At 31.8% G+C, this 26,996-nt stretch carries 16 protein-coding genes; 10 read left to right on the top strand and 6 right to left on the bottom strand.

The window, feature by feature from the left end:
- The first annotated feature begins 97 nt into the window (after positions 1 to 97).
- The 10 genes from ACH5TX_RS09945 to ACH5TX_RS09900 all read left to right on the top strand — a co-directional run bounded on the left by ACH5TX_RS09945 (position 98) and on the right by ACH5TX_RS09900 (position 17,814).
- On the top strand, positions 98 to 3,625 hold the full coding sequence (locus tag ACH5TX_RS09945; RefSeq protein ID WP_439339349.1) for a SusC/RagA family TonB-linked outer membrane protein: 3,528 nt from the start codon (positions 98 to 100) through the stop codon (positions 3,623 to 3,625).
- Between the two features lie 23 nt (positions 3,626 to 3,648).
- Complete coding sequence (locus ACH5TX_RS09940) at positions 3,649 to 5,442, top strand: RagB/SusD family nutrient uptake outer membrane protein (protein ID WP_439339348.1); 1,794 nt, start codon at positions 3,649 to 3,651, stop codon at positions 5,440 to 5,442.
- Between the two features lie 13 nt (positions 5,443 to 5,455).
- A complete protein-coding gene (locus tag ACH5TX_RS09935; protein WP_439339347.1) occupies positions 5,456 to 7,144 on the top strand; it encodes a DUF4957 domain-containing protein in 1,689 nt (562 codons plus the stop codon).
- Positions 7,145 to 7,275: 131 nt separating this feature from the next.
- On the top strand, positions 7,276 to 9,522 hold the full coding sequence (locus ACH5TX_RS09930) for a pectinesterase family protein (protein WP_439339346.1): 2,247 nt from the start codon (positions 7,276 to 7,278) through the stop codon (positions 9,520 to 9,522).
- Between the two features lie 116 nt (positions 9,523 to 9,638).
- Entirely contained in the window at positions 9,639 to 11,072 is a 1,434-nt protein-coding gene (locus tag ACH5TX_RS09925; RefSeq protein WP_439339345.1) for a glycoside hydrolase family 28 protein, read from the top strand.
- 20 nt (positions 11,073 to 11,092) lie between these two features.
- Positions 11,093 to 12,103 carry a DUF4861 family protein gene (locus ACH5TX_RS09920; RefSeq protein ID WP_439339344.1) on the top strand — a complete coding sequence of 337 codons (1,011 nt, stop codon included), beginning with the start codon at positions 11,093 to 11,095 and terminating at the stop codon, positions 12,101 to 12,103.
- A 5-nt stretch (positions 12,104 to 12,108) separates the two neighbouring features.
- Positions 12,109 to 13,335, top strand: a complete 1,227-nt coding sequence (locus ACH5TX_RS09915) for a glycoside hydrolase family 88/105 protein (protein WP_439339343.1) — start codon at positions 12,109 to 12,111, stop codon at positions 13,333 to 13,335.
- Positions 13,336 to 13,522: 187 nt separating this feature from the next.
- Positions 13,523 to 15,148 carry a glycoside hydrolase family 43 protein gene (locus ACH5TX_RS09910; RefSeq protein WP_439339342.1) on the top strand — a complete coding sequence of 542 codons (1,626 nt, stop codon included), beginning with the start codon at positions 13,523 to 13,525 and terminating at the stop codon, positions 15,146 to 15,148.
- Positions 15,149 to 15,154: 6 nt separating this feature from the next.
- Complete coding sequence (locus ACH5TX_RS09905; protein ID WP_439339341.1) at positions 15,155 to 16,846, top strand: glycoside hydrolase family 28 protein; 1,692 nt, start codon at positions 15,155 to 15,157, stop codon at positions 16,844 to 16,846.
- A gap of 2 nt (positions 16,847 to 16,848) precedes the next feature.
- Positions 16,849 to 17,814 carry an alpha/beta hydrolase fold domain-containing protein gene (locus ACH5TX_RS09900; protein ID WP_439339340.1) on the top strand — a complete coding sequence of 322 codons (966 nt, stop codon included), beginning with the start codon at positions 16,849 to 16,851 and terminating at the stop codon, positions 17,812 to 17,814.
- A gap of 84 nt (positions 17,815 to 17,898) precedes the next feature.
- On the opposite strand, the gene pelA is transcribed toward ACH5TX_RS09900, so the two are convergent.
- From pelA to ACH5TX_RS09870, 6 genes are all read right to left on the bottom strand, one after another.
- Positions 17,899 to 19,512 (bottom strand): pectate lyase, encoded by a 1,614-nt coding sequence (pelA, locus tag ACH5TX_RS09895; protein ID WP_439339339.1) that lies wholly within the window; start codon positions 19,510 to 19,512, stop codon positions 17,899 to 17,901.
- Between the two features lie 232 nt (positions 19,513 to 19,744).
- Entirely contained in the window at positions 19,745 to 21,355 is a 1,611-nt protein-coding gene (locus ACH5TX_RS09890; RefSeq protein WP_439339338.1) for a UxaA family hydrolase, read from the bottom strand.
- 26 nt (positions 21,356 to 21,381) lie between these two features.
- Entirely contained in the window at positions 21,382 to 22,827 is a 1,446-nt protein-coding gene (locus ACH5TX_RS09885) for a tagaturonate reductase (RefSeq protein ID WP_439339337.1), read from the bottom strand.
- A gap of 93 nt (positions 22,828 to 22,920) precedes the next feature.
- Positions 22,921 to 24,219 carry an MFS transporter gene (locus tag ACH5TX_RS09880; RefSeq protein ID WP_439339336.1) on the bottom strand — a complete coding sequence of 433 codons (1,299 nt, stop codon included), beginning with the start codon at positions 24,217 to 24,219 and terminating at the stop codon, positions 22,921 to 22,923.
- Positions 24,220 to 24,294: 75 nt separating this feature from the next.
- Positions 24,295 to 25,695 carry a glucuronate isomerase gene (gene uxaC / locus ACH5TX_RS09875; RefSeq protein WP_439339335.1) on the bottom strand — a complete coding sequence of 467 codons (1,401 nt, stop codon included), beginning with the start codon at positions 25,693 to 25,695 and terminating at the stop codon, positions 24,295 to 24,297.
- Between the two features lie 277 nt (positions 25,696 to 25,972).
- Entirely contained in the window at positions 25,973 to 26,881 is a 909-nt protein-coding gene (locus tag ACH5TX_RS09870) for a T9SS type A sorting domain-containing protein (RefSeq protein ID WP_439339334.1), read from the bottom strand.
- Positions 26,882 to 26,996 lie beyond the last annotated feature (115 nt).

The following is a 26,996-nucleotide window of genomic DNA, read 5'->3' as shown; positions in this document are numbered from 1 at the left end:
AGCTAACTAAATACGTAATCAATTAACAAACAAATTTATGGAAATTAAATTTATTAACCCTTTTTTTCGTTTTAAGAAAAAAATACTACAAACTATTATGAGGATTTTTATACTCTTATTTTGCACAACAGTTTTTAGTTTTTCTTCTGGAGATATTTTCTCTCAGAACACTAACATTTTAATTGAAAAAGATAAGACAGTAACTATAGATGAAATTTTCGACTTACTAAGAAGTCAAACAAACTACACATTTATTTATCAAGAGGACCTTTTTAAAGGCGCAGACAAAGTCTTAATTAAGAAAGGAACAATTAATGCGAATAAACTAATAAAAGAAAGCCTTTCTAATGGAAATTTCAATTTTGATTTAACAGAAAACAACAAAATTGTTATTACTAAAGTTAAGGCTAAGCAACAAAGTACTATTACAGGTGTGGTAACAGATGGAGGAGAGCTGGGAGGCCCGCTTCCTGGTGTAACTGTTATTGTTAAAGGAACATCCAATGGAGCTTCTACAGATTTCGATGGTAACTTCACGCTTAATAATGTAGACACGAATGCTACTTTGGTATTTTCTTATATTGGCTATAAAACACAAGAAGTTCCAGTAAATAATCAAACTAATATTAATATTACTTTAGAAACGGATGTTAGCCAACTAGATGAAATTGTAATTATAGATTACGGTTACGGTAAGGTTAAAAAAACAGATATGACTGGTGCAACTGTTGGGATAAACAGTAAAGAACTAGCTAAAATACCTGTTACTAATGCAGCTGAAGCTTTATCAGGAAGATTATCGGGTGTAAACATTACCACTTCTGATGGGGAACCTGGTGCTGAAGCATCTATTAGAATTAGAGGTGGTGGTTCTATTAATCAATCAAACGATCCCCTTATTGTGGTAGATGGCTTTATTGTTGATGGACTTAGTGATGTTCCTTCTACAGATATTGCTTCCATAACCGTTTTAAAAGATGCATCTGCTACTGCCGTTTATGGAGCTAGAGGTGCTAACGGTGTTATTATTGTAACAACTAAATCGCCTGTTTCTGGTAAAATAGCTGTATCTTATAATAACTACTTTCAAATTAATACATTTCCTAAAAATAGAAAACTTGATGTATTAGACCCTTATGAATTTGTATTAGCAAATTATGAGTTTGCTGCTATGCAAGATGGAGGTACTGATATAGAAAATTTTGAAAAATATTTTGGAAATTATAACGATTTAGACATTTACAAGCAAAAACAAGCTACCGATTGGCAAGATGAAATACTTGGTAATACTAGAATGTCACAATTCCATAATATATCTATAAATGGAGGAACAGACTTAACCAAAGTAAACTTAAGTGTTACTCATAATGATGATGAAGGATTAATAGAAGGTTCTACTTACGAGAGAACAACTGTTAATTTTAAATTAAATCAAAAAATATCCGACAAACTTAATCTTACAGCTGGAGCTAGAATCACAAATTCTACAAAAGGAGGTGCTGGTACTTCTGGTGCAGATGGCAATAAATCTTCTACGCTTAGAATTAAAAACCTTATACAAACAAGACCGGTAAATGGCATCTCTGATGAATTAGATATAGACCCAGGTAATAACTCTGGTGGAGATTTTGAAGACTTTCTTTCCGATTTTAGAACGCCTTACGACTTACTTGATCAAGATTGGCGTGAAGAAACACAAAATCAATACGTATTAAATGTAGGCTTAAACTGGGATATTGTTGAAGGATTAGTTTTTAAAACGGCATTTAACACTTCCAGTAAAAACAAAAAGACCTTAAGATATTATGGACCAGAAACTAGTGCTGCAAGTTTTGAAGGTGGTTTACCTTTTGGTAGAAAGACAACAAAAAACACAGATTCTTACAGGTTAGTTAATACTTTAAACTACAAAAAAGAGTTTAATGATTATAAAATTGATTTACTTTTAGGTCAGGAAGTTTCGTCTAATGGTGGAGATGAAGATTTTGTACAAGGAACAAGATACAGAACAAGTATTACGCCCGAAGAATTATTTGCAAATATGCAACTAGGTCAAATTTCTTCAGACAATTTTTACACCAACGAAGCCATAGATTTTAATAGATCGTCTCTGTTTACTAGATTCGACTTTCAATTATTAAACAAATATATTTTTACTATAACAGGTAGAGGTGATAAATCAAGTAAATTCCAAGGAAAAAACCAATTGGGTATTTTTCCAGCATTAGCATTTGCTTGGAAAATGAATGAAGAAGGCTTTTTAAAAGACTCTGAAATAATAAATGAATTAAAATTTAGAATCACATATGGAGAAGCTGGTAATGATAATATTCCTCAAGGATTAAGTCAAGACCTTTATACTTCTAGTGCTAATGATGGTCCTGGTTTTGGAAACACTTCAAACATCTACTATAGAACGTTAAAAGAAGGGCTTTTATATAATCCAGATTTAAAATGGGAAACTACTTCTACAAGTAATATTGGTTTAGATTTCTCTTTGTTTAATAAACGTATATATGGAAGTGTAGATTATTACAATAGTATTACAAGAGACTTACTTTATTTGGTTGAGTTACCTAAAAACTCTGGATTTAATAGTCAATGGGACAATATAGGAAGCACAAGAAACGAAGGTGTTGATCTTGGAATAACAGGATATATTGTTGATAAAAAAGACTTCACCTTATCTGCTAATTTTAATATTGGTGTAAACAAATTAAGTATAAGAAGTTTAAATGAAGGAGTTCCTGGGTTAAATTTAAGCTCTGGATGGGATAGTACTTTAGATAATAATCAAGACTACTCTTTTAATTTAGGAGGACCAATTGGAGATATCATAGGATATGTTACAGATGGTTACTATACCACAGATGATTTTGAAAGTTATGACGAAGCAACAAATACATACATTTTAAAAGAAGGAATAACAACGCCTCTTTCCTCTATTGAAGATGTAAGACCTGGCTTGCTTAAAGTGAAAGACCTTAATGGAGATGGTGAAATTGATTCTGAAAATGACAGACAACTAATTGGTAATGCTTTACCCGATTTTCAAGGTGGTTTTGGTTTTAATGCACGTTATAAGAATTTTGACTTATCAACTTTTTTAAACTTTCAAGTTGGTAACGATGTTTATAATGTTGGTAAATTAGAATACAACCAATTATATAGAATAAAAGGTGGTTATGGGAATATGTTAACTTCAATGTCTTCTGATAACAGATTTACTTATATTGATATTGATGGTAGTTATACTGGAACTGCAGGAGGTGTGGTTACAGATTTAGCACAATTGGCAGAATTAAATCAAGGAAAAAACACATGGTCTCATACAAGTTTTTCTTCAACTAGAATAGTACAACATTCAAATAATATTGAAGATGGGTCTTTTTTAAGACTAAACAATGTAACTCTAGGCTATAGTTTACCTGAAAATATAATCTCTAAATTAGGCTTATCTAAATTTAGAATTTATGCTTCTGGAAGAAACTTACACATATGGACAAAATATTCTGGTTTTGATCCTGAAGTAAGTACTGCAAAAAGTGCACTTACTCCTGGTTTAGACTTTTCTGCTTATCCTAGATCTCGTTCATTCACTTTTGGGTTAAATGCAACATTTTAATTATAACAATAAAATTAATTGACATGAAATTAAAATATATATTAGGAATAATAAGCATGACATTAATAGTGTCGTGTAGTAAAGATTTTTTACAACCTGAATCAATATCAACAACAGATAGAAACTCTATTTACTCAAATATTGATGATGCTAGAAAAGCTGTGAATGCTATTTATGTGTCTTTCTCAGATGGAGATGGATTTAGATCAAGGCTTTCTAATAACTTTACAGGTAATACAGATATTGAACATCAAAATGGATGGGAAGGTCAAAGTGGAGGAAGACGTCCAATTTGGAATTTAGATGCTACTGCAAATAATACAGATTTAATTAAAATGTGGACTTCTGCTTACCAAGCTATTAATAATAGTAATAATGCTATTTCTGGAATAATTAATAGTGGGAATTTAGAAGGAGAAAATGCTGCTGTTTACAATCAGTTATTAGGAGAAGCGCATACAATGAGAGCCTATTGGTACAGTATGCTAATTTATTATTTTGGAGATGTTCCTTATCCTACTGAACCTACAACACCAGAATCTAATTTCTTTTTATCTAAAACAAATAGAAATGAAATTCTTTCTAATGAAATTCAAGCTTTAATAAATGTTGAAGCAAACATGCTTTGGGCAGATGAGGTTGACTATGGTATTGAACAAATTAATCGCGATTATACTTTAGGTATGATAGCCCGTTTAGCGTTACAAAGAGGTGGTTATTATTTAAAACCAAATCTAACTATGGTTAGAGATAGTGATTATTTAGAATACTACGAAATAGCTAAAACGTATACTAAAAAACTAATAGATTTAAAAGACAGAACACTGCCTACTGATTTTAGACAAATTTTCATGAATCAATGTAAATATATTGTAGGAAACTATAGCAATAGCGATATTCTTTTTGAAGTTCCTTACGCTTCAGGTGAAGGTGATGTGGGTTGGAATATAGGAATAGACGTAGAAGAAGTAGGAGCAACGCACCAATATGGTGGTGGAGGTAACTATATGGATATGCCAGAAACCTATTATTTATCTTTTGACTCTGAAGATAAGAGAAGAGATGTTACTTGTGGACTATATGAAATAAACACAGAAGGGAATCCTCAGTTTATCGATAACAACGGTATTTCTCAAGGTAAATGGAGTAGACATTTTACACCAACACCTCTAGGAAAAGAATCTTCTAAAGGAACAGGTATTAACTGGCCTATGATGCGTTATTCAGATATCCTTTTAATGTATGCTGAAGCTGAAAACGAACTAAACGGTCCTACAGCTGATGCGCAAGAAAAACTTAAAAGAGTTCGCCAAAGAGCTTTTGACACTCCTGTAGACACCTATATAGCAAGTGTTTCTTCTTCTAAAGAAGCATTCTTTGATGCTATTGTAGATGAACGTGCATGGGAGTTCGGTGGAGAAATGATACGTAAATACGAATTAATTCGTTGGGGTATTTATTCTGACAAGATGAAAGAAACTGTTGAAGCTTTAAAACAATTAGCAGATGACGCAATTGCTAATACTGGTACAGCTCCAATTAAAATGTATTGGAAATTAGATGATAGTGGTAACTTTATTATTGCTAACCCAGACACAAGAATACTTGCTGCTCCAGATGACACATGGAATGAAGCTAACTTTACATCTGCACTATTAGATGACGGTGCATATCACGAATGGATTTTAAATGATTGGAAAAATTATTATGATGGTCCACAACCAGGAGTTGCAAGATACATTTTCCCAATACCTAATACTGTTATTATAGAAAGCCAAGGTGCTTTACAAAATGATGGTTATGGCTTTAATCAATAAAATAAAAAAACAGATGAAAAACATAAATCATACTTCAAGTATAAAAACACTTTTATTTTTGTGTTTAAGCGTTATTTTATTTAACGCCTGCGATAATGACGACGAACAAATATTTGAAAAAACACGTTTGTTTAGCCCGGTACTTAATGAAAAATTATTTGTAGAAGGCAATGCAATTATTGCCAATATGGGTAGTTTTAAAGACGCCATTGGTTACACATTAGAAGTAAGTAGAGATACTTTTAAAACAATTGACTACACTATAAAATCTGACACTAGTTATGTTAGAATTGATAAAAATAATGCTGGTGAAGAATTATTTTGGAATATAAGATATCAAGTAAGAGCTAGTGCTCAAGCAGCAGATGCTCAATACGATAGTAAAGTTTCTGATTTAGGTAATGTAAAAACCGAAGTTTTCCCAAGTATATTAAACATTCCTAGTAAATTAGGATATGATGTAACTGATGTTGCTGCAAGAGTTTCTTGGGCAACTGAAGGCTCTGGTGAACCTGTTACAAGTGTAAAAGTTTTTGCTCCTAATGACTTAAGACTAGAAACACCTTTACTTGAAGAAGTAATAGTTACTGATGAACAACGTGAATTAGGAGAATCTTTTGTTTATGGTTTAGAACCTGAAACAAAATATCAAATAGCCATATATAGTGGTTCTGAAATTAGAGGATGGGTTGACTATACAACAAAAACTCCAGATCTTGACCCAACAACTCCAGGTGTTATTGACTTAACTGATAATGAAGATCCTGCTGCAGTAATTAATGCTGTTGCAACAGCTGCAGACGGAGATATTATTCTTGTAAAAAGAGGTGTTTTCTATGATGGTCCTAGTGGAGATATTGACAAATCTATTACTATTAGAAGTGCCTATGGTTTTGGAGCTCAAAAAGCTAGACTTTTATTTGCTGGAAACTTTGATTTAACTCCTAATGCGAACATAGACCATTTACGATTTATTGATTTAGAATGTAGAGGAACCGATTGGAATGGGAAATATGTAATAAATGCTAGTAACCCAGGAACTCTTAATGAGTTAAGCTTTGATAATTGTTATATCACTAATTTTAGAGGTGTAGGTAGAATTAAAACAGATGGGGTTACTTTAAACAACTACATTATTAACAATTCAATTGTAGACAGTATTGGTTCTTATGGAGTATTTACACAAGATAAAAGTGGTAGCTTTTTAAACAACATTAAATTAACTAAAAGCACATTTAATCATACGATATACTTCTTAGCTTCTAGAAATGATTCAGAATCACTTATAATTGAAGATTGTACACTTGCAAATATAAATGAGGCTAGTAAAGGGCGTCAAATGTTACGATGGAGACAAACAGACCAAGATAACATTACAAATGGTGTAACAATAACGAACACAATTATAGGTCTTGGCTGGGATAAAGCCGAAGATGGAACAACATCTATTAGAGGTCTTGATGGTCTTGAAAATACACTTATCAGTGTATCAAATACTTTTACTGTTTCAGATTTTAATTGGTATGCAGACGCCGTTACAGGAGAACCTAAAGATCCTATCCCTGGTGTTATAGTTGGAAATGCAAATGTTTCGCAAGCAGACTTATGGGTTGATGCAGAAAACAACGATTTCAACTTTAAAGACGCTAGCTTCTCTGGAAGATTTTATTACGGAGATCCTAGATGGAGAGTAGAAGAATAAAAAAACTAATAAATTAGAATATACTAAAATGGATATCTAAAAAGTGATTACTTTGTTAGATATCCATTTTAATTATATATAAATCACACTTTTCATTAATATACAAATCGAACGATAAACATCTTGTCATTATGTTCAAAAAACTTCATATAATAATTACAATAAACATATTACTATTTAGTTCTAGTTACTCACAACAACTAGCATTTCCAGGGGCTGAAGGTTTTGGACAACATGCAACTGGTGGACGCGGAGGCATTATTTATACAGTAACCAATTTAAATGATGAAGGCGAAGGAAGTTTTAGAAAGGGCATCCAAAAAAAAGGAGCTAGAACCATTGTTTTTGCTGTTTCAGGAACCATAGATTTAAAATCTAAATTAGACGTTAATAAAGGAAAGGGAAATTTAACAATTCTAGGGCAAACAGCTCCTGGTGATGGTATTACACTAAAAGGCTATTCTTTTACTATAAAAGCAGATAACGTTATTGTTCGCTATTTAAGGTTTAGAATGGGAGATTTAAATAAATATGAAGGTGATGCTTTAGGTTGTAATAACACAAAAAATGTAATTATAGATCATTGTTCCATAAGTTGGGGAACAGATGAAAATGCTTCTTTTTACAACAACAAAGATTTCACACTACAATATTGCATTATTTCAGAAGCTTTAAACAACTCCGTTCATAAAAAAGGATCACATGGTTATGGTGGCATTTGGGGAGGCATACAAGCATCCTTTCATCATAACTTAATTGTTAGTAATAATAGTAGAAACCCTAGATTTAGCGGATCATCTACTACTGAAAATTCTGAAAACGAATTTGTAGATTTCAGAAATAATGTCATTTATAACTGGGGAGCAAATAATATTTATGGTGGCGAAAAAGGCACATACAATTTAGTGAATAATTATTTTAAATCAGGACCAGCAACAACATCATCGAAACTAGATAGAATAGTAAGTCCTTCAGAACCTTACGGACAGTTTTATGTAGATGGAAATTTTGTTAATGGCTATGAAGATATTTCAAAAAATAATTGGAATGGTGGTGTTCAATGTGATAATCCGCTAGAAGCTAAATTAGATACTGAAATTAATATTGCTGATAATATTACAACGCAAAGTTCTATTGAAGCATACGATAGTGTTTTAAAAGAAGCTGGTGCTAGCAAACAAAGAGATGCTGTTGATGCTAGAATAGTTCATAACACAAAAGAAGGAAGTGTAAATTATAAAAATGGTATTATAGATTCTCAAGAAAATGTTGGAGGATGGCCAATTTTAAAATCAGAACAAAGTTCATTAGATTCAGATAAAGATGGCATACCTAATGAATGGGAGCTAGACAACAACTTAAACCCTAATGCTAAAGATTCTCATTTAAACACCTTAGACAAAAACTATACAAATATTGAAATTTATAGCCATTCTTTAGTTAATAGTTCGGCTAAAAAAAAAAGAATAATTGAAGGCATTAACTATGACTTTGTTGTAGCTTCAAATGGAACAGGTGACTTTACAAAGGTTCAGGAAGCTATAAATAGTGTTCCAGATTTTAGAAAAAATGAAACTAAAATCTATATTAAAAATGGTATTTATAAAGAAAAATTAATTTTACCAACTTCAAAAACCAATGTCACTTTTGTAGGAGAAGATAAAGATAAAACTATTTTAACCTATGACGATTTCGCACAGAAACATAATACCTTTGGAGAAGAAGTAGGTACAACGGGTTCTACTTCTTTCTATGTATTTGGAAATGATTTCAAAGCTAAAAACATCACTTTTGAAAACAGTGCAGGGCCAATTGGTCAAGCAGTTGCAGTACGTGTTGATGGAGATAGAGTTATATTTCAAAACTGCAAATTCTTAGGAAATCAAGATACACTTTACCTTCACGGAAACCAAAGCAGACAATATTATAAAGACTGTTATATAGAAGGCACTGTCGATTTTATTTTCGGATGGTCCACAGGCTATTTTGAAAACTGTGAAATTTTCTGTAAAAACAAAGGCTATATTACCGCAGCTTCAACAAATAAAAACACGCCTTATGGTATGGTTTTTAACAACTGTAAATTAACAGGAAGTGCTTTAGAAAACACATTTTATTTAGGCAGACCATGGCGCGATTATGCACAAACTGTTTTTATAAACTGTTTTATGGACAAACAAATAAAGCCAGAAGGTTGGCATAATTGGAACAAACCTAAAGCAGAAAGAAGTGCTTTTTATGCAGAATATAATTCTTCAGGTCCTGGTGCTTCAAACAAACGTGTAAAATGGTCTAAAAAATTATCTGAAAGAAAAAGCAAAAAATATACGTTAGGCAAAGTCTTAAAAGGAGACGATAATTGGGTGCCCAAATTATAGTTTTGCTAAAAAAACAGTCAATTTTTATTGAAATTACAAATATTTTAAAAGAAAGTTATGCCAAGTATTTCAACTTTCTTACCTTAGTACAATCGATTGTAATCAAACTAAAATCAATGAAACTAAACACAAAAAAAACACTAAATTTATTATTCTGTCTTGCAATTTTTGCAGTCTCTTTAAACTCTTGTAAACAAAAAGTAAAAGAAGAAAAAGTTACAGAAATTGATGCCTTTGCTGCTGCTGATAAAATTATTAGCGAAATAAAAAAATTAGAATTTCCAGACAAAACTTTTAACATCACCGATTTTGGAGCTGTTTCTGATGGAAAAACAAGTAATACAGAAGCTATATCAAAAGCTATTACAGCATGTAATGAAGCTGGTGGAGGAAAAGTAATTATTCCTTCTGGTAATTTTGTAACAGGTCCTATCGTTTTAAAAAGCAATGTAAATCTTCATCTTGAAGAAGGAGCAAATGTCCTTTTTTCAACAAATCATAAAGATTACTTACCAATTGTTCATACATCTTATGAAGGTGTTGAGTTAATGAACTACTCCCCGCTTATTCGTGCTTATAAACAAAATAACATAGCCGTAACAGGAAAAGGAACTTTAAACGGACAAGCTAGCAATACAAACTGGTGGCCATGGTGTGGAAAAGATTCTTACGGATGGGTAGAAGGTGCTGTTAAACAACATGATTCTATTAATTTACCTAGATTACGTGTTATGAACGAACAAGGAACTCCTATTTCTGAGCGTCTTTTTGGAGATGGATATCAACTACGTCCAACATTTTTTGAGCCTTTTGAATGTGAGAATGTATTATTACAAGGAGTTACTATTACAAACGCTCCTTTTTGGGTAATACATCCATTAAAAAGTAATTATGTTAGAATTGATGGTGTTACCGTAAATAGTCACGGACCAAATAATGATGGTTGTGATCCTGAGTATTGTAAAAATGTACACATAACCAATTGTGTTTTTAATACTGGTGATGATTGTATAGCAATTAAAGCAGGAAGAAATGAAGATGGTAGACGCGTAAATATTCCTAGTGAAAATATTGTAATTGAGAATTGCGATATGAAAGATGGCCATGGAGGTGTTGTTTTAGGAAGTGAGATTTCGGCAGGTGTTAGAAATGTATATGCAAGAAATTGTAAAATGGACAGTCCAGAACTAGATAGAGCCATTCGTATAAAAACAAATACACTAAGAGGTGGTTTTGTTGAAAATGTTTATGTTAAAAATATTCAAGTAGGACAAGTAAAAGAAGCGCTTTTAAGAATTAATACACATTACGGTATTTATGCCAATCAAGAAGGTGAATTTATTCCTTCCATTAAAAATATTCATTTAGAAGATATTCAAGTGGAGAACAGTGGTAAATATGGTATTTTAATAAAAGGAAGAGAACAAAGCCTTGTTAAAAACGTAACATTAACAAACGTTACTATTAAAGGCGCTAAAACACCTTTATCTGTTGAAAACTCAGAACCTATTGTATTTAAAAACACCACTATAAACGGAAAACAATACTAAACCATAAGTAAAATTATATCATGAAAAACTTAGCAATTATATCAATTGTATTTTTAAGTCTTTTTTCTTGTAAAGAAAAAAAATCTGATGCTACTTCAGAAACAACCAATAATGTAGCAGAAACACAAATAACTTCTAAAAGTTATGCTGAAATTTCTATTGCAGAAGGAGGCAAATGGGTTGATGGTTCAAGAGGGCATAAAGAATATATTGACGGTACCTTCAAAAATGTAAACGAACTTCAAGTACCTGCTGAACACACCGATCATTCTTGGTACATCCGTTACGAAGGTCCAGGTTGGGAAAATAGCAAAATAGGATATCGTTTATATTTAGATTGGAGAAATGCTATTGATATATATGGAAAGAAAGTAGATTCGTTAGTGCTACCATTTGTTGGTCAAGATGGATTTGATTCGTATCATGAAGATGCGCCTTGGGGACAAGATATATTAAAAGCAGGAAAATCAATGGGAATTGGTGGTTACGGACGCATTGTTGCCGATACTGTTGTACATTTTCAAAAAGTAAAAAACACGTTTGCTAGTGTTGAAAACTCAGAAAGTAGTGCTTCTGTAAATATAGAATACACAGGATGGGAATCTGGTAATGAAAGCATCGATTTAAAATCAAAACTTACTATTTATCCGCAAGACAGGTTTACCAAAGCAGAATTAACACCTTCTAAAGAAATTACAGGATTATGTACCGGTATTGTAAAACACGGTTTAGCGCTTCAAAAAAAGGAAGGTGAAAAATGGGCATATATTGCAACTTATGGTATACAGACAGTAACAAGCCCTCCAGATAATTTAGGAATGGCATTGTTTTATAAACTTGATGAAGTAGCAGAACAAAAAGAAGGTATTGATGACAACTTAGTTGTTTTTAAACCTTCTACTAAGGCTTTAACATATTACTTTTTAGGAGCTTGGGAACAAGAACCTAATGGAATAAAAACCGAAGAAGCTTTTATTGCTGACTTAAACAAAAAATTAGAATCCCTAGAAAAAACGAATACAATAAATTAGTAAAAATGAAAACTACAACTAAATACATCGCACTTTTTACAATCGCTGTAGGTTTATCTTTAACCTCTTGCAAGGAAACAAAAAAAGAAGTCGCAGAAAAAACTACAACAGTAGAAAAAGCGGTTCCAGAAAACTTAAAGTGGTCGGAACGTATGGCATTATCTATTATGAAACGCTTTCCTAAAGCAAGTGCTGTAGATAATCATGCTAGAATAAACTGGAATTACAAGCATGGCTTATTAGGCTTATCTTTTGAAAAACTGTATCAAAAAACTGGGAATGAAAAATATTTTGAATATGAAAAAGGATATGCTGACGATTTAATTGATAGCACTGGTACTATTCATGGTTATAAAATGGAAAAGTATAACATTGATAATATTAATGCAGGTAAAATTCTTTTCTTCTTATATGAAAAAACAAAAGACGAAAGATATTTAACAGCTATTAAAACATTAAGAAAACAATTAGACAGTCATCCAAGAACTAAATCTAAAGGTTTGTGGCATAAGAAAATATATCCAAATCAAATGTGGTTAGATGGATTATATATGGGACAACCATTTTATGCGAGATACATTTCAGAATATGAAGATGGTAAAAACTTTGATGATGTAGTGCACCAATTTGACCTAAGCTACAAACAAACATTAGACGAAAAAACAGGCTTATTATATCATGCTTGGGATGAAAGCAAGAAAATGGGTTGGGCAGATAAAGTAACTGGTAAATCTCCAAACTTTTGGTCACGTTCATTAGGTTGGTATGTTATGGCATTAGTTGATGTATTAGATTACCTTCCTGAAGATCACCCTAAAAGAGATAATTTAATAGGTTATTTAAACGATTTGTCAACAGCTTTAGTAAAAGTACAAGACTCAACAGGTATTTGGTATCAAATTCCAGATCTAGCTGATAGAGAAGGTAATTATTTAGAATCATCAGGAACTGCAATGTTCGCTTATGCATTTGCAAAAGGTGTTAACAAGGGTTACCTACCAGAAAGCTTTAAAGGAGCTGCTAACAAAGCATTTGATGGACTTATAAAAGAATTGGTTAAAGTAGACGAAGATGGAGAAATTCATCTTACTCAAACTTGTAAAGGAGCAGGTTTAGGTGGAAATCCTTATAGAGATGGTTCTTTTGAGTATTATATTGGTGAAGCAAAAAGAGTAAACAATTTACATGGTACAGGTCCATTTATTTTGGCTGCTTTAGAGTTAAATAGATAAATTTAACCAATATTAATTTAGACTTCACCTCTCCCGATAGCTATCGAGAGAGGTGAAGTTTTATATAGGAAGATTGTAATAGTTTGTTATCAAAAGTATTTAGTATGTTGTTAAAAATGCAAAATATTCTCGGTTACATTATTACTGTAGGTATAAAATAAATAATCTCTAAATAAAAACATAGCAGATGAAACTATATTCATTTTTATTAACCCTAATTAGTACGACTCTATTATTTGCACAAAACAAACCTTATGTATCTGAAGTTTGGGTAGCCGATAATGGAGACGGAACTTACAAAAACCCTATAATATATTCTGATTATTCAGACCCAGATGTTGTAAGAGTTGGCGATGATTATTACATGACATCTTCTAGCTTTAATTCGGCTCCAGGATTACCAGTTTTACATTCTAAAGATATGGTAAACTGGAAATTAATAAACTATGCCGTAAAACAACAAGTACCATACGACACCTTCAAAGTTCCACAACACGGAAACGGTATTTGGGCACCAAGTATTCGATACCATAATAACGAACTTTATATTTATTGGGGCGATCCAGATTTTGGTATTTACATGGTAAAAACTAAAGACCCTTATGGAAGATGGGACGAACCAGTGCTAGTTATGGAAGGTAAAGGACTTATAGATCCTAGCCCTTTATGGGATGATAATGGAGACGTTTATCTTTCGCATGCTTATGCAGGTAGTAGAGCTGGTGTAAAAAGCATTCTAACAGTAAATAAAATGAATGCTGAAGGCACTAAAGTTTTAGATGAAGGTGTACATGTGTTTGATGGTCATGATAATCATACCACTGTTGAAGGCACTAAGTTTTACAAACGTAATGGATACTACTACATTTTTGCTCCGGCAGGAGGTGTTTCAACAGGGTGGCAACTCATTTTACGTTCAAAAAATGTTTACGGTCCTTATGAAGAAAAAGTAGTTTTAGAACAAGGAAGCACAGCAATTAACGGTCCACATCAAGGTGCTTGGGTCGATACGCCAAATGGAGAATCTTGGTTTTATCATTTTCAAGATGTTGGTGCTTACGGACGTATAGTTTATTTACAACCTATGTCTTGGAAAAATGATTGGCCAGTTATGGGTAAAGATTTTGATGGCAATGGAATTGGCGAACCTGTTACTTCGCATAAAAAACCAAACGTTGGCAAAACCTACCCTATAGAAACTCCTGTTGAAACTGATAATTTTGACGGACAAGATATTGGACTTCAATGGCAATGGCATGCAAATTCAAATATTTTATGGCATGTTAAATTTCCTAATAAGGATTATTTAAGACTGTTCTCTATCATTCCTCCAGAAGATGCCGTTAACTTATGGATGGTTCCAAATTTATTACTTCAAAAATTTCCGGCTCCAAACTTTACAGCAGCTACAAAAATAACATTACACCCTGAAGATGCTACCAACGGAAAAACGACAGGACTTCTCGTTATGGGTATGAATTATGCCACCTTAAGTATTAGTCTTGATGAAAATGGTTATTTTATTAAACAAACAGAAGCTATAGGTGCCATTAAAGGTGCAAAAGAAGTAACTAATGCCGAAGAGCGTATAAAAACCAATTCTGCATATTTTAAAGTTAATGTTGTTGGGCCAGATGCTATGTGCCAATTTAGCTATTCTGAAAACGGAAAAAAATATAAAAATATAGGTAAACCGTTTAAAGCTACAAACGGAAAATGGATAGGTGCTAAAGTTGGCTTATTCAGTATTAGTACAAAAGAAGCTAAACGGTATGGATATGCTGATGTAGATTATTTCAGAATCACTAAATAATACATTATGAATAAATTAGCAGTAATTTTTTGTTTATCATTAATAATCATTTCATGTAAACAACAAGAAACTCAGAAAGTTGTTGAGATTAATAACCTTGATATTTATGAAGGTGTTGAATTTGAAATGCCAAAGGTAAAAACGACAAGCTTTCCAGATTACACCGTTAGTATTAGAGATTTTGGAGCAAAAAGTGGTGGTCTTTTTAAAAACACAGATGCTTTTTCTAAAGCTATAAATGATGTAAACATTAAAGGTGGCGGTAAAGTTATAATTCCTAGAGGTATTTGGCTTACTGGACCTATTACTTTAAAAAGCAATGTAAATCTTCATTTAGAAGATGGTTCGTTAATCCTATTTAGCAAAGACTTTGATGATTATAAACTTATAAAAACAAGCTTTGAAGGCTTACATACTGTTAGATGCATATCTCCAATCAATGCTTTTAAAGTTGAAAATATTGCTATTACAGGAAGCGGCATCATAGATGGTAATGGTGATGCATGGCGACCTGTTAAAAAAGGAAAAATGACAACTAAACAATGGCAAAAACTTCTTAATTCTGGTGGCACTTTATCAGCCGATGGAAACAGATGGTTCCCTACTGAAAGCTCAAAAAAAGGCTATGAAAGCAGCTCCAGTTTTAATGTACCAGATTTAATTAATGATGCTGAGTTAGAATCAGTAAAAGATTTTCTAAGACCGGTAATGATAAGTATTTCTACTAGTAAAAGAATACTCTTAGATGGCCCAACTTTTCAAAACTCCCCTGCTTGGAATATTCATCCTTTAAAAAGTGAAGATATTATTATTAGAAATCTTGATATTAGAAACCCTTGGTATTCACAAAATGGTGATGGTTTAGATCTAGATTCTTGTAAAAATGTATTAATTTATAATAACACTTTTGATGTTGGTGACGACGCCATTTGTTTTAAATCTGGAAAAGATGAAGATGGCAGAAAACTAAGTATGCCTACACAAAATGTTATTGTAAAAAATAACACAGTATACCATGCCCATGGAGGTTTTATTATAGGTAGTGAAATGTCTGGAGGTGTTAATAATGTACATGTTTCAAATTGTACATTTATAGGAACCGACGTTGGTTTACGTTTTAAAAGCACTAGAGGAAGAGGTGGTTTAGTAGAAAACATTTACATCTCAAACATTAACATGACAAAGATTCCTGCAGAAGCTATTCGTTTTAATTTATTTTACGGTGGCGAATCACCAATGCTAGATGAGGGAGATAAATCTATAGAAGAAAAACGAGATCAAATTTTAGTTGAAGTCAATGAAGAAACACCTTCTTTTAGAAATATTTTCATGAAAAACATCAGAGTTTCAAATTCTGAAAAGGCGGCATTTTTTATGGGGTTACCAGAAATGAGTTTAAAAAATGTATCGCTTGAAAATGCTGTATTCGAAACTAAAAAAGGTATAACAGCTATAGATGTAGATGGATTAACACTCTCTAACATTGAAGTCATTGCTTCTAATGATCATGCACTTACTATTTATAATGGTAAAAATGTAAAAGTTTCAAATTTAACTTTTGAAGAAAGTAAATTACCAATTAAAATATTAGGAGAAAAAAGTGAAAATATTCAGTTAGATAAAAGTAATTTTTCAAACGAAAAAGAACAAATTATAATAGCAAAAGGGCTATCTGAGAAAACAGTCATACTAAATTAATAATGAAAGTCTTAAAAAACATAGTATACTTAACCGTATTGTTTGCTATTACTAGCAATACTTTTTCACAAGTAAAAAAAGAAGATTACAAACCATATACTATTGAAAACACCTATGAGAAATTAAAAAAAAATTACCCTTTTATTTCCCCTATTGAACCTTTGGTTTCAAAAGCTATTTGTTACAAAGAAGATGTTGTTTATAAAAAAGTAGATGGTACTAAGTTAAGGCTAGATGTTTATATACCTAAAAACAAAAACTCAAAAAGATATCCAGCAGTTTTATTAATTCATGGAGGTGGTTGGCTCGTTGGCAGTAAAGAAAATGAGCGTATCATGGCTCAATATTTAGCTGATAATGGTTTTGTAGCTATCTCAGTCTCATATAGACTTGGTTTTGAAGCTGTGTATCCAGCAGGCGTTATCGATTTAAAAGATGCCATGAGATGGATGCGAAAACATGCTAGAAAATATAAGATAAACCCCGATAAAATAGCCATATTAGGAGCTTCAGCAGGCGCACAATTAGCAACATTGATTGGAGTTACACCAAATTCATCTGTTTATGGCTATGATGCATCAATTACTGATGAAGTTCAAGCTATAGTGAATATAGATGGCATTGTATCTTTTATTCATCCTGAAGCTGCTGCAGAATCAAAACCTGGTAAACAATCTATGGCTGGAATTTGGCTTAATGGTGAAAAAGAAGAAAATTTTAAAAATTGGAAGGAAGCATCTCCATTAGAATATGTAAATAAAAACACCCCTCCTACGCTTTTTATTAATAGCGCACAAGCACGTTTTCATGCGGGACGTGATGATATGCTGACTATTCTAAATAAACACAATATTTATAATGAAACTCATACCATTGCAGAAAGTCCACATTCTTTCTGGCTCATGCATCCTTGGTTTGAAACAACACTAAATCACACTGTTAGTTTTTTGAATACAGTGTTTAAATAAAACTTAAAAAAGGCTCCAAGAATTAAATTCTTGGAGCCTTTTTTAATCAAGTAAAATTTTTAAGAAATTTTCTTAGAGTTATTATTAAATACCGTGTTTGGTTTTCCAAGAAGTATACTCTGAACTAATTAAATTTTTAGGCCAATTACCATACCAAGAATACCCATTTCTTCTTTCATGTGATATTTCGGCAATCGTTTTTCTTGGGCCACCCTCCCTACTACAAAAAAATGGTTCATTTGGCTCAAAGGTATTAAACAATGATTCATATTCATTACCCGTATAATCATCTAAAGTATAAAACCTTCCCCACATTACATTACCTGTCGATTCTACTAAAACCTTATCACTACCAGTATCTTGTAACGCATAACCAACGATCTTAACAGACTCAAACCAAGCTATAGCACTATTAACAGCATCAATAACTTCTGCAGAAGGGCTTTCTATAGCCATTAATAATCTAGTCACACCTACAGATTCAGATCCGCTATTAGAAGCCAATTCATAAGACCTTGCTTTTACTGGAGCTAAAGTAACAGCATCGTGTTGTGCACACCAAGCTGTTTTTACACCATTAATTTTAACTTGAGTGTCTAAAATAACTTGAATTCCTTTATCAAACGCTGTTTGAGCTTTAGCAACATAAGATGCATCAAGTACATCTGTATTACTATCTCCATTAATAATGTCCTTCATTAAATTCATAACATTACCCATAGCATTGTCATTATAAGTTATATGACGACTATAGTTTGTTTTTAAAGGATAATATTGAGGCCAACCGCCATTATCATATTGTGCTTCAAAAAGGTAATCAATAGCTCTAATTGCAGCATCCAAATAGTTAGGATTATTTGTAGAATTATAAGCGCTTAATAAAAACTTCAGTTCACCAACAGTATGATTATTATCAATTGTTGTATCTGTATAGTCTTTAGTATTATTAGCAGTTGAAATTTCAATAGAAGTTTGTTCTCTCTCATAACCTGAAAAATCATTATAAGGTTCTTTTGGCCAGCCTCCATTACTACGTTGCCATAGCAACATATTTTCAGCTTTTAAAATGGTAGCATATACAGGTGTTATACCTGAAATATTTATTAATTTTTGACCACTTATTCCACTTCCATCGACAGCGGTTGCAGTAACTGTAACCAACCCATTATCTTTTGGAGTTAGTAATCCTGTACTTGATATTTCAGCAACAAGAGGATCGGATACGATCCAAGTAACAGCTTTGTTTGTTGCTTCAGTAGGTAAGACTTCAACCATTAATTGTTGTTCACTACCATCAGTAATATCACTTCCAGTAATCGTTATATTGTTTACTAAAACAGGTGGCCCAGTTACACCTGAAATTTTAAAAGCTCTTTCAACCGTAGTTGAAGAGTCGTCACTGGCTATTACTGTAACTGTTATATTTCCATTATCAATGGGTGATAAAATACCTGTTGATGAAATTGTAGCTATAGTTTCATCTGAAACACTCCAAGTAACAGCTTTATTTGATGCATTGTTTGGTAATATTACAAGTGATAATTGTTTTGCCTTACCATCATCAATATCACTTCCATTAATTATAATGGATTTAATTAGAATTTTATTAGAAGTTTCTTCACTAGGGTTATCACTACTACAACCAGCTAAAAAAACTAGACTAACAAATATTATTAAACATTTAAGTGTATTCATCATAACTTTTATATCATTTAGTTTAAAATATAATCGATTCTCTCTTTACTAATGTGGTGATTCATCATCGACTAAATATAATACAAAACTAATTTCAAAAACCCTTGTTATTACAACGTACACATCTTCACTATACAAATATAAATCTCTTTCAAACAAAAAATATATTAAAAATACTTCATAAAAAAACCAAGCACTAAGGCTTGGTTTTTCAAATCATTTTAAATAAATATCATTATAATGATACGCCTCGTCTCCAAGGAATAAAATCATTTTGATTTAATAGTTTTGCTTTGGTTTGAATATCACCACTAGCAACTTTAATTATAAATTCTAACATATCTTCAGCCATTTCATCAATGGTTTTCTCTCCTCGGATAACAGCTCCTGTTTCAATATCAATTATATCTGACATTTTAATCGCCATTTCTGTGTTTGAAGATACTTTAATAATTGGTGCAATTGGATTTCCTGTTGGTGTTCCTAAACCTGTTGTAAATAAAACAACGTTTGCTCCAGAACCAACCAAACCAGTTGTACTCTCTACATCATTACCTGGTGTACATAGTAAATTTAAACCTGGTTTAGTAATATACTCACCATAATCTAAAACAGCTTCAACTGGAGAAGTACCTCCTTTTTTAGCTGCACCGGCAGATTTCATAGCATCAGTAATTAAACCGTCTTTAATGTTACCTGGAGAAGGGTTCATATCAAACCCAGAACCAGCATCTACAACAGATTTCTCATAAGCTTTCATTAACTCTAAAAACTTTTCACCATCAGCATCATCTACACATCTATTTACTAATTCTTGCTCAACACCACATAATTCAGGGAACTCAGCTAAAACAGCTGTACCTCCTAAGCCTACTAATAAATCTGAAACCGCTCCTAAAGTTGGGTTGGCAGAAATACCAGAAAAGCCATCAGATCCACCACATTCTAAACCTACTTTAAGTTTAGATAATGGTGCAGGTTTACGCTCTGCTTTATTAGCTTCTTTAATAGCTTCAAAAGATTCTTTTACAACCACAGTTAACATTTCATCAACTGTTCCCATTTGTTGTTGTTCATAAATAAGAACTGGCTTTTTCAAGTTTGGATTAATAGCATTAAGAGCATCTTGAAAAACGCTTATCTGAAGGTTTTGACAACCTAAACTCAATACTGTTACTCCAGCAACATTTGGATTATGCACATATCCAGCCAATAATTTTGCTAAACTTTCAGCATCTTGCCTGATAGCTCCACAACCACCTGGATGTGTAATAAACTTTACATCAATATTATTAAATACTTTGTCTGATTCTTTCTCAACAATAGCTTCTTTTGAATCTCCACTTATTAATGAACGAAGTAATAATTGTTGTGATGTTTCTTTTTCTTTTAAAAGCTCTTTTTCAAAAATATCTTTTAAAATTTCAATATTTCTGTTTTCACAAAAAACCAAAGGAAAAAACAACCATACATTTTCTGTTCCTACTTGTCCATCTTCTCTGTGATAACCATTAAAGGTTCTTCCTTTCCACTTCTCAACATTAGGAGCTTCCCAAGTAAATGATTCTGTTTTACCAAAAACCTTTTCACTTTGATGTTTCACGTTTTCAGTAGTTAATACATCTCCTTTTTCAATAACTCCATTAGCTGTACCTACAAGCACACTGTACATGATAATTCTATCTCCAGATTCAAACTTTTGTAAAGCTATTTTATGTTTTGATTTTGTATAAGAAAGTATCTTAATATCTTCTCCTTCAAAAGAAACAATATCGCCTGCATTTAAATTTACCAAAGCAACGGCAACGTTGTCTGGAGAATTTACTTTAATGATCTTTTTCTGCATTGTAATAATTTGTTATTTTCTAAAACTTAGTATTTTTTGCTATAATTAGCAAAACCTTCTTCAATACCATTAGCATCAATCTCTTCTAGAGCTAAGGCAATAGCATTTGTTAAATTCTCAACTTTGGTTAAATCTTCACCCCAATACGCTTCAGTACTTAATACCTTACTCGCAATTTCAGCATAATCGTTAGACTCCCATATTTTAGCAAAGTTAGCTACAATTTCTTCGCTATCTTGAACAGGTAAAGTTTCACCATTCCAAGTTCCTTTATAAAAACGAATTAAAGAAGCTAAAGCGAATGTTAAGTTTGTTGGTATTTTACCATTAACATCTACATAACCTAATAAACTTGGTAATACTCTAACTTTAAATTTAGAAACTGTATTTAAAGCGATACTCGATAAGTTATGAATAATAAATGGATTTCTAAAACGATCAAAAATCTCATCAGCAAAACTGTTTAATTCATCTCTATCCATATCTAGGGTATCAATGATTTCGCTGAAAACTGCTTTATTAATAAACTCTCCTGTAAATTCATTATCTACAGATTGTTTTACAGTTTTATTTCCATAAAGAATAGAAAAAGGTACCATTGCTGTATGTGCACCATTTAAGATACGCACTTTTCTAGTTCTATAAGGTTGCATATCATCTACAATCTTAACATCTAAACTTGTTTTATTAAATGGTAATTTTGCTTTTAATTCATCGCCTCCTTCAATAACCCATAATAAGAAAGCTTCGGCAGCTACTATTAAATTATCTGAATAATCTAATTGTGCATTATAAGCTTCAATTTCATCTTTTGGATATCCTGGAACAATTCTATCTACCAATGTACTATGGAAAGCATTGCTCTCTAACAACCAAGTTTTAAAGTCTTCGCCTAAATTCCAATCTGCAGCATACTTTAAAATAATTTCTTTTAAAGTTTCAGAATTATGATTAATTAACTCACAAGGAATGATAGTTAAACCTTTAGAAGCATCACCATTAAAATGCTTAAATCTTTCATTTAAAAGCACTGTTAATTTAGCTGGAAATGAACTTGGTGGTTGCATTTCTGGAGTATCTGAACTTACATAAGCAATTCCTGCTTCAGTAGTATTAGAGATTATAAACTCTAAAGATTCTTCTTTTGCTAAACTTAAATAATCATTAAAATTAGCATAAGGATCTACGCCCTTAACTATATTAGAAATTAATTCAATATTTTGAATTTCTTCCCCTTTTTTAACACCTTTCATAAAAAGTGTATACAATCCATCTTGATCGTTTAGCATTTTCACTAAACCTCTATCAATTGGTTGTACAACAGCTATTCCCGCATTAAAATCTGCTGCTTTATTTAATTCTTGAAACGCATAACCTATAAAGGCTCTTAAGAAATTACCTTCCCCAAATTGCACTATTTTGATTGGAAGCTTTTCTTCTAATCCAACATTTACTCTATTTAGTTTTTTCATTTTTATGTAATAGTTAAAGAATTAAATTAACCTTGTAATATTTAAGATTAATTTAATTCTTTTTTTAATTTTTATTTTAAAGACTCTTAATTACTACTCTTTAATAGGTTTTAGATTTTCATCTAAAGGTGTCATTTTTGGCATTAATAAATGTACCAATCCAAGTATAATAAGGTAACATGAACCAGCAATCATGAATGCCCAGAAATACCCTGAATTACCAGCTGTATCAAGTACAGAACCTAATGCTTTATCTGCAAGAATACCTGCAACTGCACCAACCATTCCACCAATACCAACAACAGAAGCTGTTGCTTTTTTAGGAAATACATCAGATACTAGTGTGAATATATTAGCAGACCAAGCTTGATGACCAGCTGCTGCAACACCTATAAGTATAATGGCTACCCATTTACTTTCTGTAACAGCTACAAAACATACTGGTAAAATAATTAAAGCACATATTAATAATGTTACTTTTCTAGCTTTATTTATAGCCCATCCTTTTTTAATGAAAGCACCAGAAAGGTAACCTCCTAGAATACTACCACCATCTGCTAAAATGTAAATAACAAAGAATGGTAATGCAATATTATGAATATCAACACCAAAAGTATCAGCTAAGAATTTTGCTCCCCAGAAAAGGTAGAACCACCAAACAGCATCTGTAACTTTAGCTAAAGCAAAAGCCCAAGTTTGACGTTTGTCAAGAACACTTTTCCATGGTAATTTTTCTTCGTTTTCAGCTTCAGAATCACTTTGAATATATGCTAATTCTTCTTTTGATAATTTAGGGTGTACTTCTGGTTTTTTGTAAGTACGTAACCATAGAAATACCCAAATAGCACTAAGTGCACCTGTTATTAAAAATGGTATTTGCCAGTTTGTTCCATCTTTATGCACAATCCAACCAATTACAAAAGGTGCTGCTATGGCACCAACACTAGTTGCGGCATTAAATAACCCCGTAGCAAAAGCTCTGTCTTTTTTAGGAAACCACTCTGCTGTAGTTTTTATGGCTGCTGGAAAGTTTCCAGACTCACCAAAACCTAAACCAAATCTGGCTGCAGCAAAACCAATAACACTAAATCCTGGGCGTACTACTGCATGTAACATTCCAAAAATACTCCATATAGCAATTGATAAAGTATATCCTTTTTTTGTACCTAAACGGTCAATTAAACCACCCATTGAAAGCATACCTAATGCATAGGCTACTTTAAATGATATCATGATATTTGCATAATCATTATTAGTCCAACCAAACATTTTTTCTAAAGTTGGCGCCATTACTCCAATAATACTTCTATCGAAGTAGTTAATGGTTGTAGCAAACATTAAGAGTGCTAAAATCCTGTACCGATAGTTTCCTATCTTTTTAGTTTCATTCATAATTTTCTAGTTTATTCGTGTTAAATATACACTTATACTTTGTGTATATAAAATTTAAGTTGGTAATACTCTTGTTTAAATTTTAAAATAATCTTTTGCGTTATTATAACTAATATCAGAAACCATTTTACCAATCCATTCCATATCGTTTGGTAATTCGCCTCTTTTAATTTCGTCTCCTAAAAGATTACAAAGAATACGTCTGAAATATTCATGTCTTGGAAAAGACAAGAAACTTCTTGAATCTGTTAGCATCCCAATAAAACAACTAATAAGGCCCATATTTGATAGCGCATTTAATTGTTTGGTCATACCATCTTTTTGATCTAAGAACCACCATCCAGATCCAAACTGTACTTTACCTCTAACACTTCCATCATTAAAATTACCAATCATGGTAGCCATAACTTCATTGTCGGCAGGATTTAAGTTATAAATAATAGTTTTAGTTAATTTATCTTTACTATCTAAAGCATTTAAAAATGCAGATAATTTTTGTGCTTGCGGATAATCGCCAATAGAATCCCATCCAGTATCAGGACCTAAAACATCTAACATTCTTTTGTTATTATTTCTAAGAGCTCCTAAATGATATTGTTGAACCCAACCAAACTCATGATATGTTTCAGCTAAAAATAATAAAATAGCACTTTGGAATTTTAATGCTTCTTCAGGTGTAATATCTTGATTCTCTCTTTTCTTTTTGAAGATTGATTTCACTTCAGTTTCGGTGAAGGCCTCAAAATAAATTTGATCTAAACCATGATCGCAAACAGAACATCCATTTTTATCAAAAAAGTCAATTCTACTTTTTAAAGCATCACATAAGTCATCATAAGTATTAATAGATGTTCCTACAACGCCTGCTAAAGAGTCTACATAATCGTTATAACCATCATTAGAAATTAATATTGCTTTATCTGGTCTAAAAGATGTACCAACTTTAATATCTAAATTATTTTTTCTTATTTGTTGATGATACTCTAAAGTATCAATTGGATCTTCAGTAGTACAAACATATTCTGCATTAACCTTACGCAGTAAATTTTGTGTGCTATATTCTTTTGTATTAACCTTAGCTGATACTTCTTCGTAAATTTTATCAGCAGATTGCTCATTTAACAAATCATATACATCAAAATAACGAGCTAACTCTAAATGCGTCCAATGGTATAAAGGGTTACGCATTGTATAAGGCACTGTTTTTCCCCAATTCAAAAACTTGTCTTTATCAGATCCAGTACCTGTTATAAATTTCTCATTAACACCTAATGTACGCATAGCACGCCATTTGTAATGATCTCCGTCTATCCAAACATTGGTAACGTTATCAAATACTTTATCTTCTGCAATTAATTGTGGTGATAAATGATTATGATAATCTATAATTGGTTGGTTTTTAGAATAATTATGATATAACTCTTCTGCGTATTTATTTTCTAAAAGAAAATTGTCGGTAATAAATTTTTTGCTCATCTTAAGCTTAGTCTTTAATATTATATAATTATTTTATGTCCCAAAAAAGACATAAAATTTAAATTGTAATCGATTACACAAAGGTATGTAAAATTATAAAAAAAACATCTTTTTTATAGAATTTAATGCTTATAAACGTTGTAAAAAAATTGAAGTACTAAATTCTATTTAAACTTTGTAAATATATAATAATATATCCACTGATAAAACATATAATAAAAAAAGGGAGATATGAAATACATATCCCCCTTTTTTACAGTTTATATTTAAAAATATACTATCTAGTTAACACCTTAACAGATTTTTGACCTTCTGAAGTTTTAACTGTAGCGATATAAAGACCTTGCTTAAGACTGAAACTTGTATCTTTATTAATTTTAAAAGACTTAACTAAAGCACCAGTAATACTAAAAACTTTTACTTCAGTTGAAGATTTTACATTAGACACATAAACTCTACTCTTAACAGCTTTCACATTGGTTGTAACAATATTTTTATTGTCGATACTTAATCTATTACCAATAACATCTGATGCTGGTATGTCATCAATAGTTACATTACCAAAATATACTCTGTACCAACTAGGCTTACCAATATCATCATAATATTGATACTCACCAGCAGTTGGAAGTGTAATATGAAGTTCTTTAATCGTATCATCGGTTAATGGATAGAATTGAGTAAAAGTAGTACCATCTGCACTATCAATGTGATGACCAAAATTACCGCTTCCATCAACATTTTCACCTCTAAAGATAATAGTTACTTCTTGGTTATCTGTCGCAGTAGTTATTGATAAATATCTTCCTCTTTTACCGCTAGAATTAACATAAATTCTACCACCAAGACCTAAATCTCCAAAATTAAGACCGCCATTGTTATCTCTACTAGTAATTGTGCCATCGGCAACTCTTAGTCTATCATTAGTACCATCTGTTACATACTTAATAGCACCAAAATCTAACCCAGGTGCGGCAATCTGATTATTAGTATCTGCAGCTCCTTGAGTAACTGTACCTGCATTTAAGTTAACAACTGCATTTATTGAAGTTACATTCAATTGATTGTCGTAAGTAGCACCATCTAATTGTACTCCCCCAAAATCCCAAACTTTAATTAGTTGGGCTTGTGATAGCGAGGTAAAAAGTAACATTGATAATGTTAATAAAAGTAAATTTTTTTTCATGTCTTAAATAGTTAAAAAGTTTAATTCAATTACATTATTGTAATCGATTGCATAAAATTAAGCATTTATTTATAATAACACAAAAAAAACAACCGTTTTTATGTTAAAAAAACTT

It is taken from the genome of Thalassobellus citreus, assembly GCF_044385915.1.
In the GTDB taxonomy this organism is placed as follows: domain Bacteria; phylum Bacteroidota; class Bacteroidia; order Flavobacteriales; family Flavobacteriaceae; genus Thalassobellus; species Thalassobellus citreus.
Note: the sequence above shows the minus strand (reverse complement) of the source record. Positions and strands in the feature narration are given on the sequence as shown.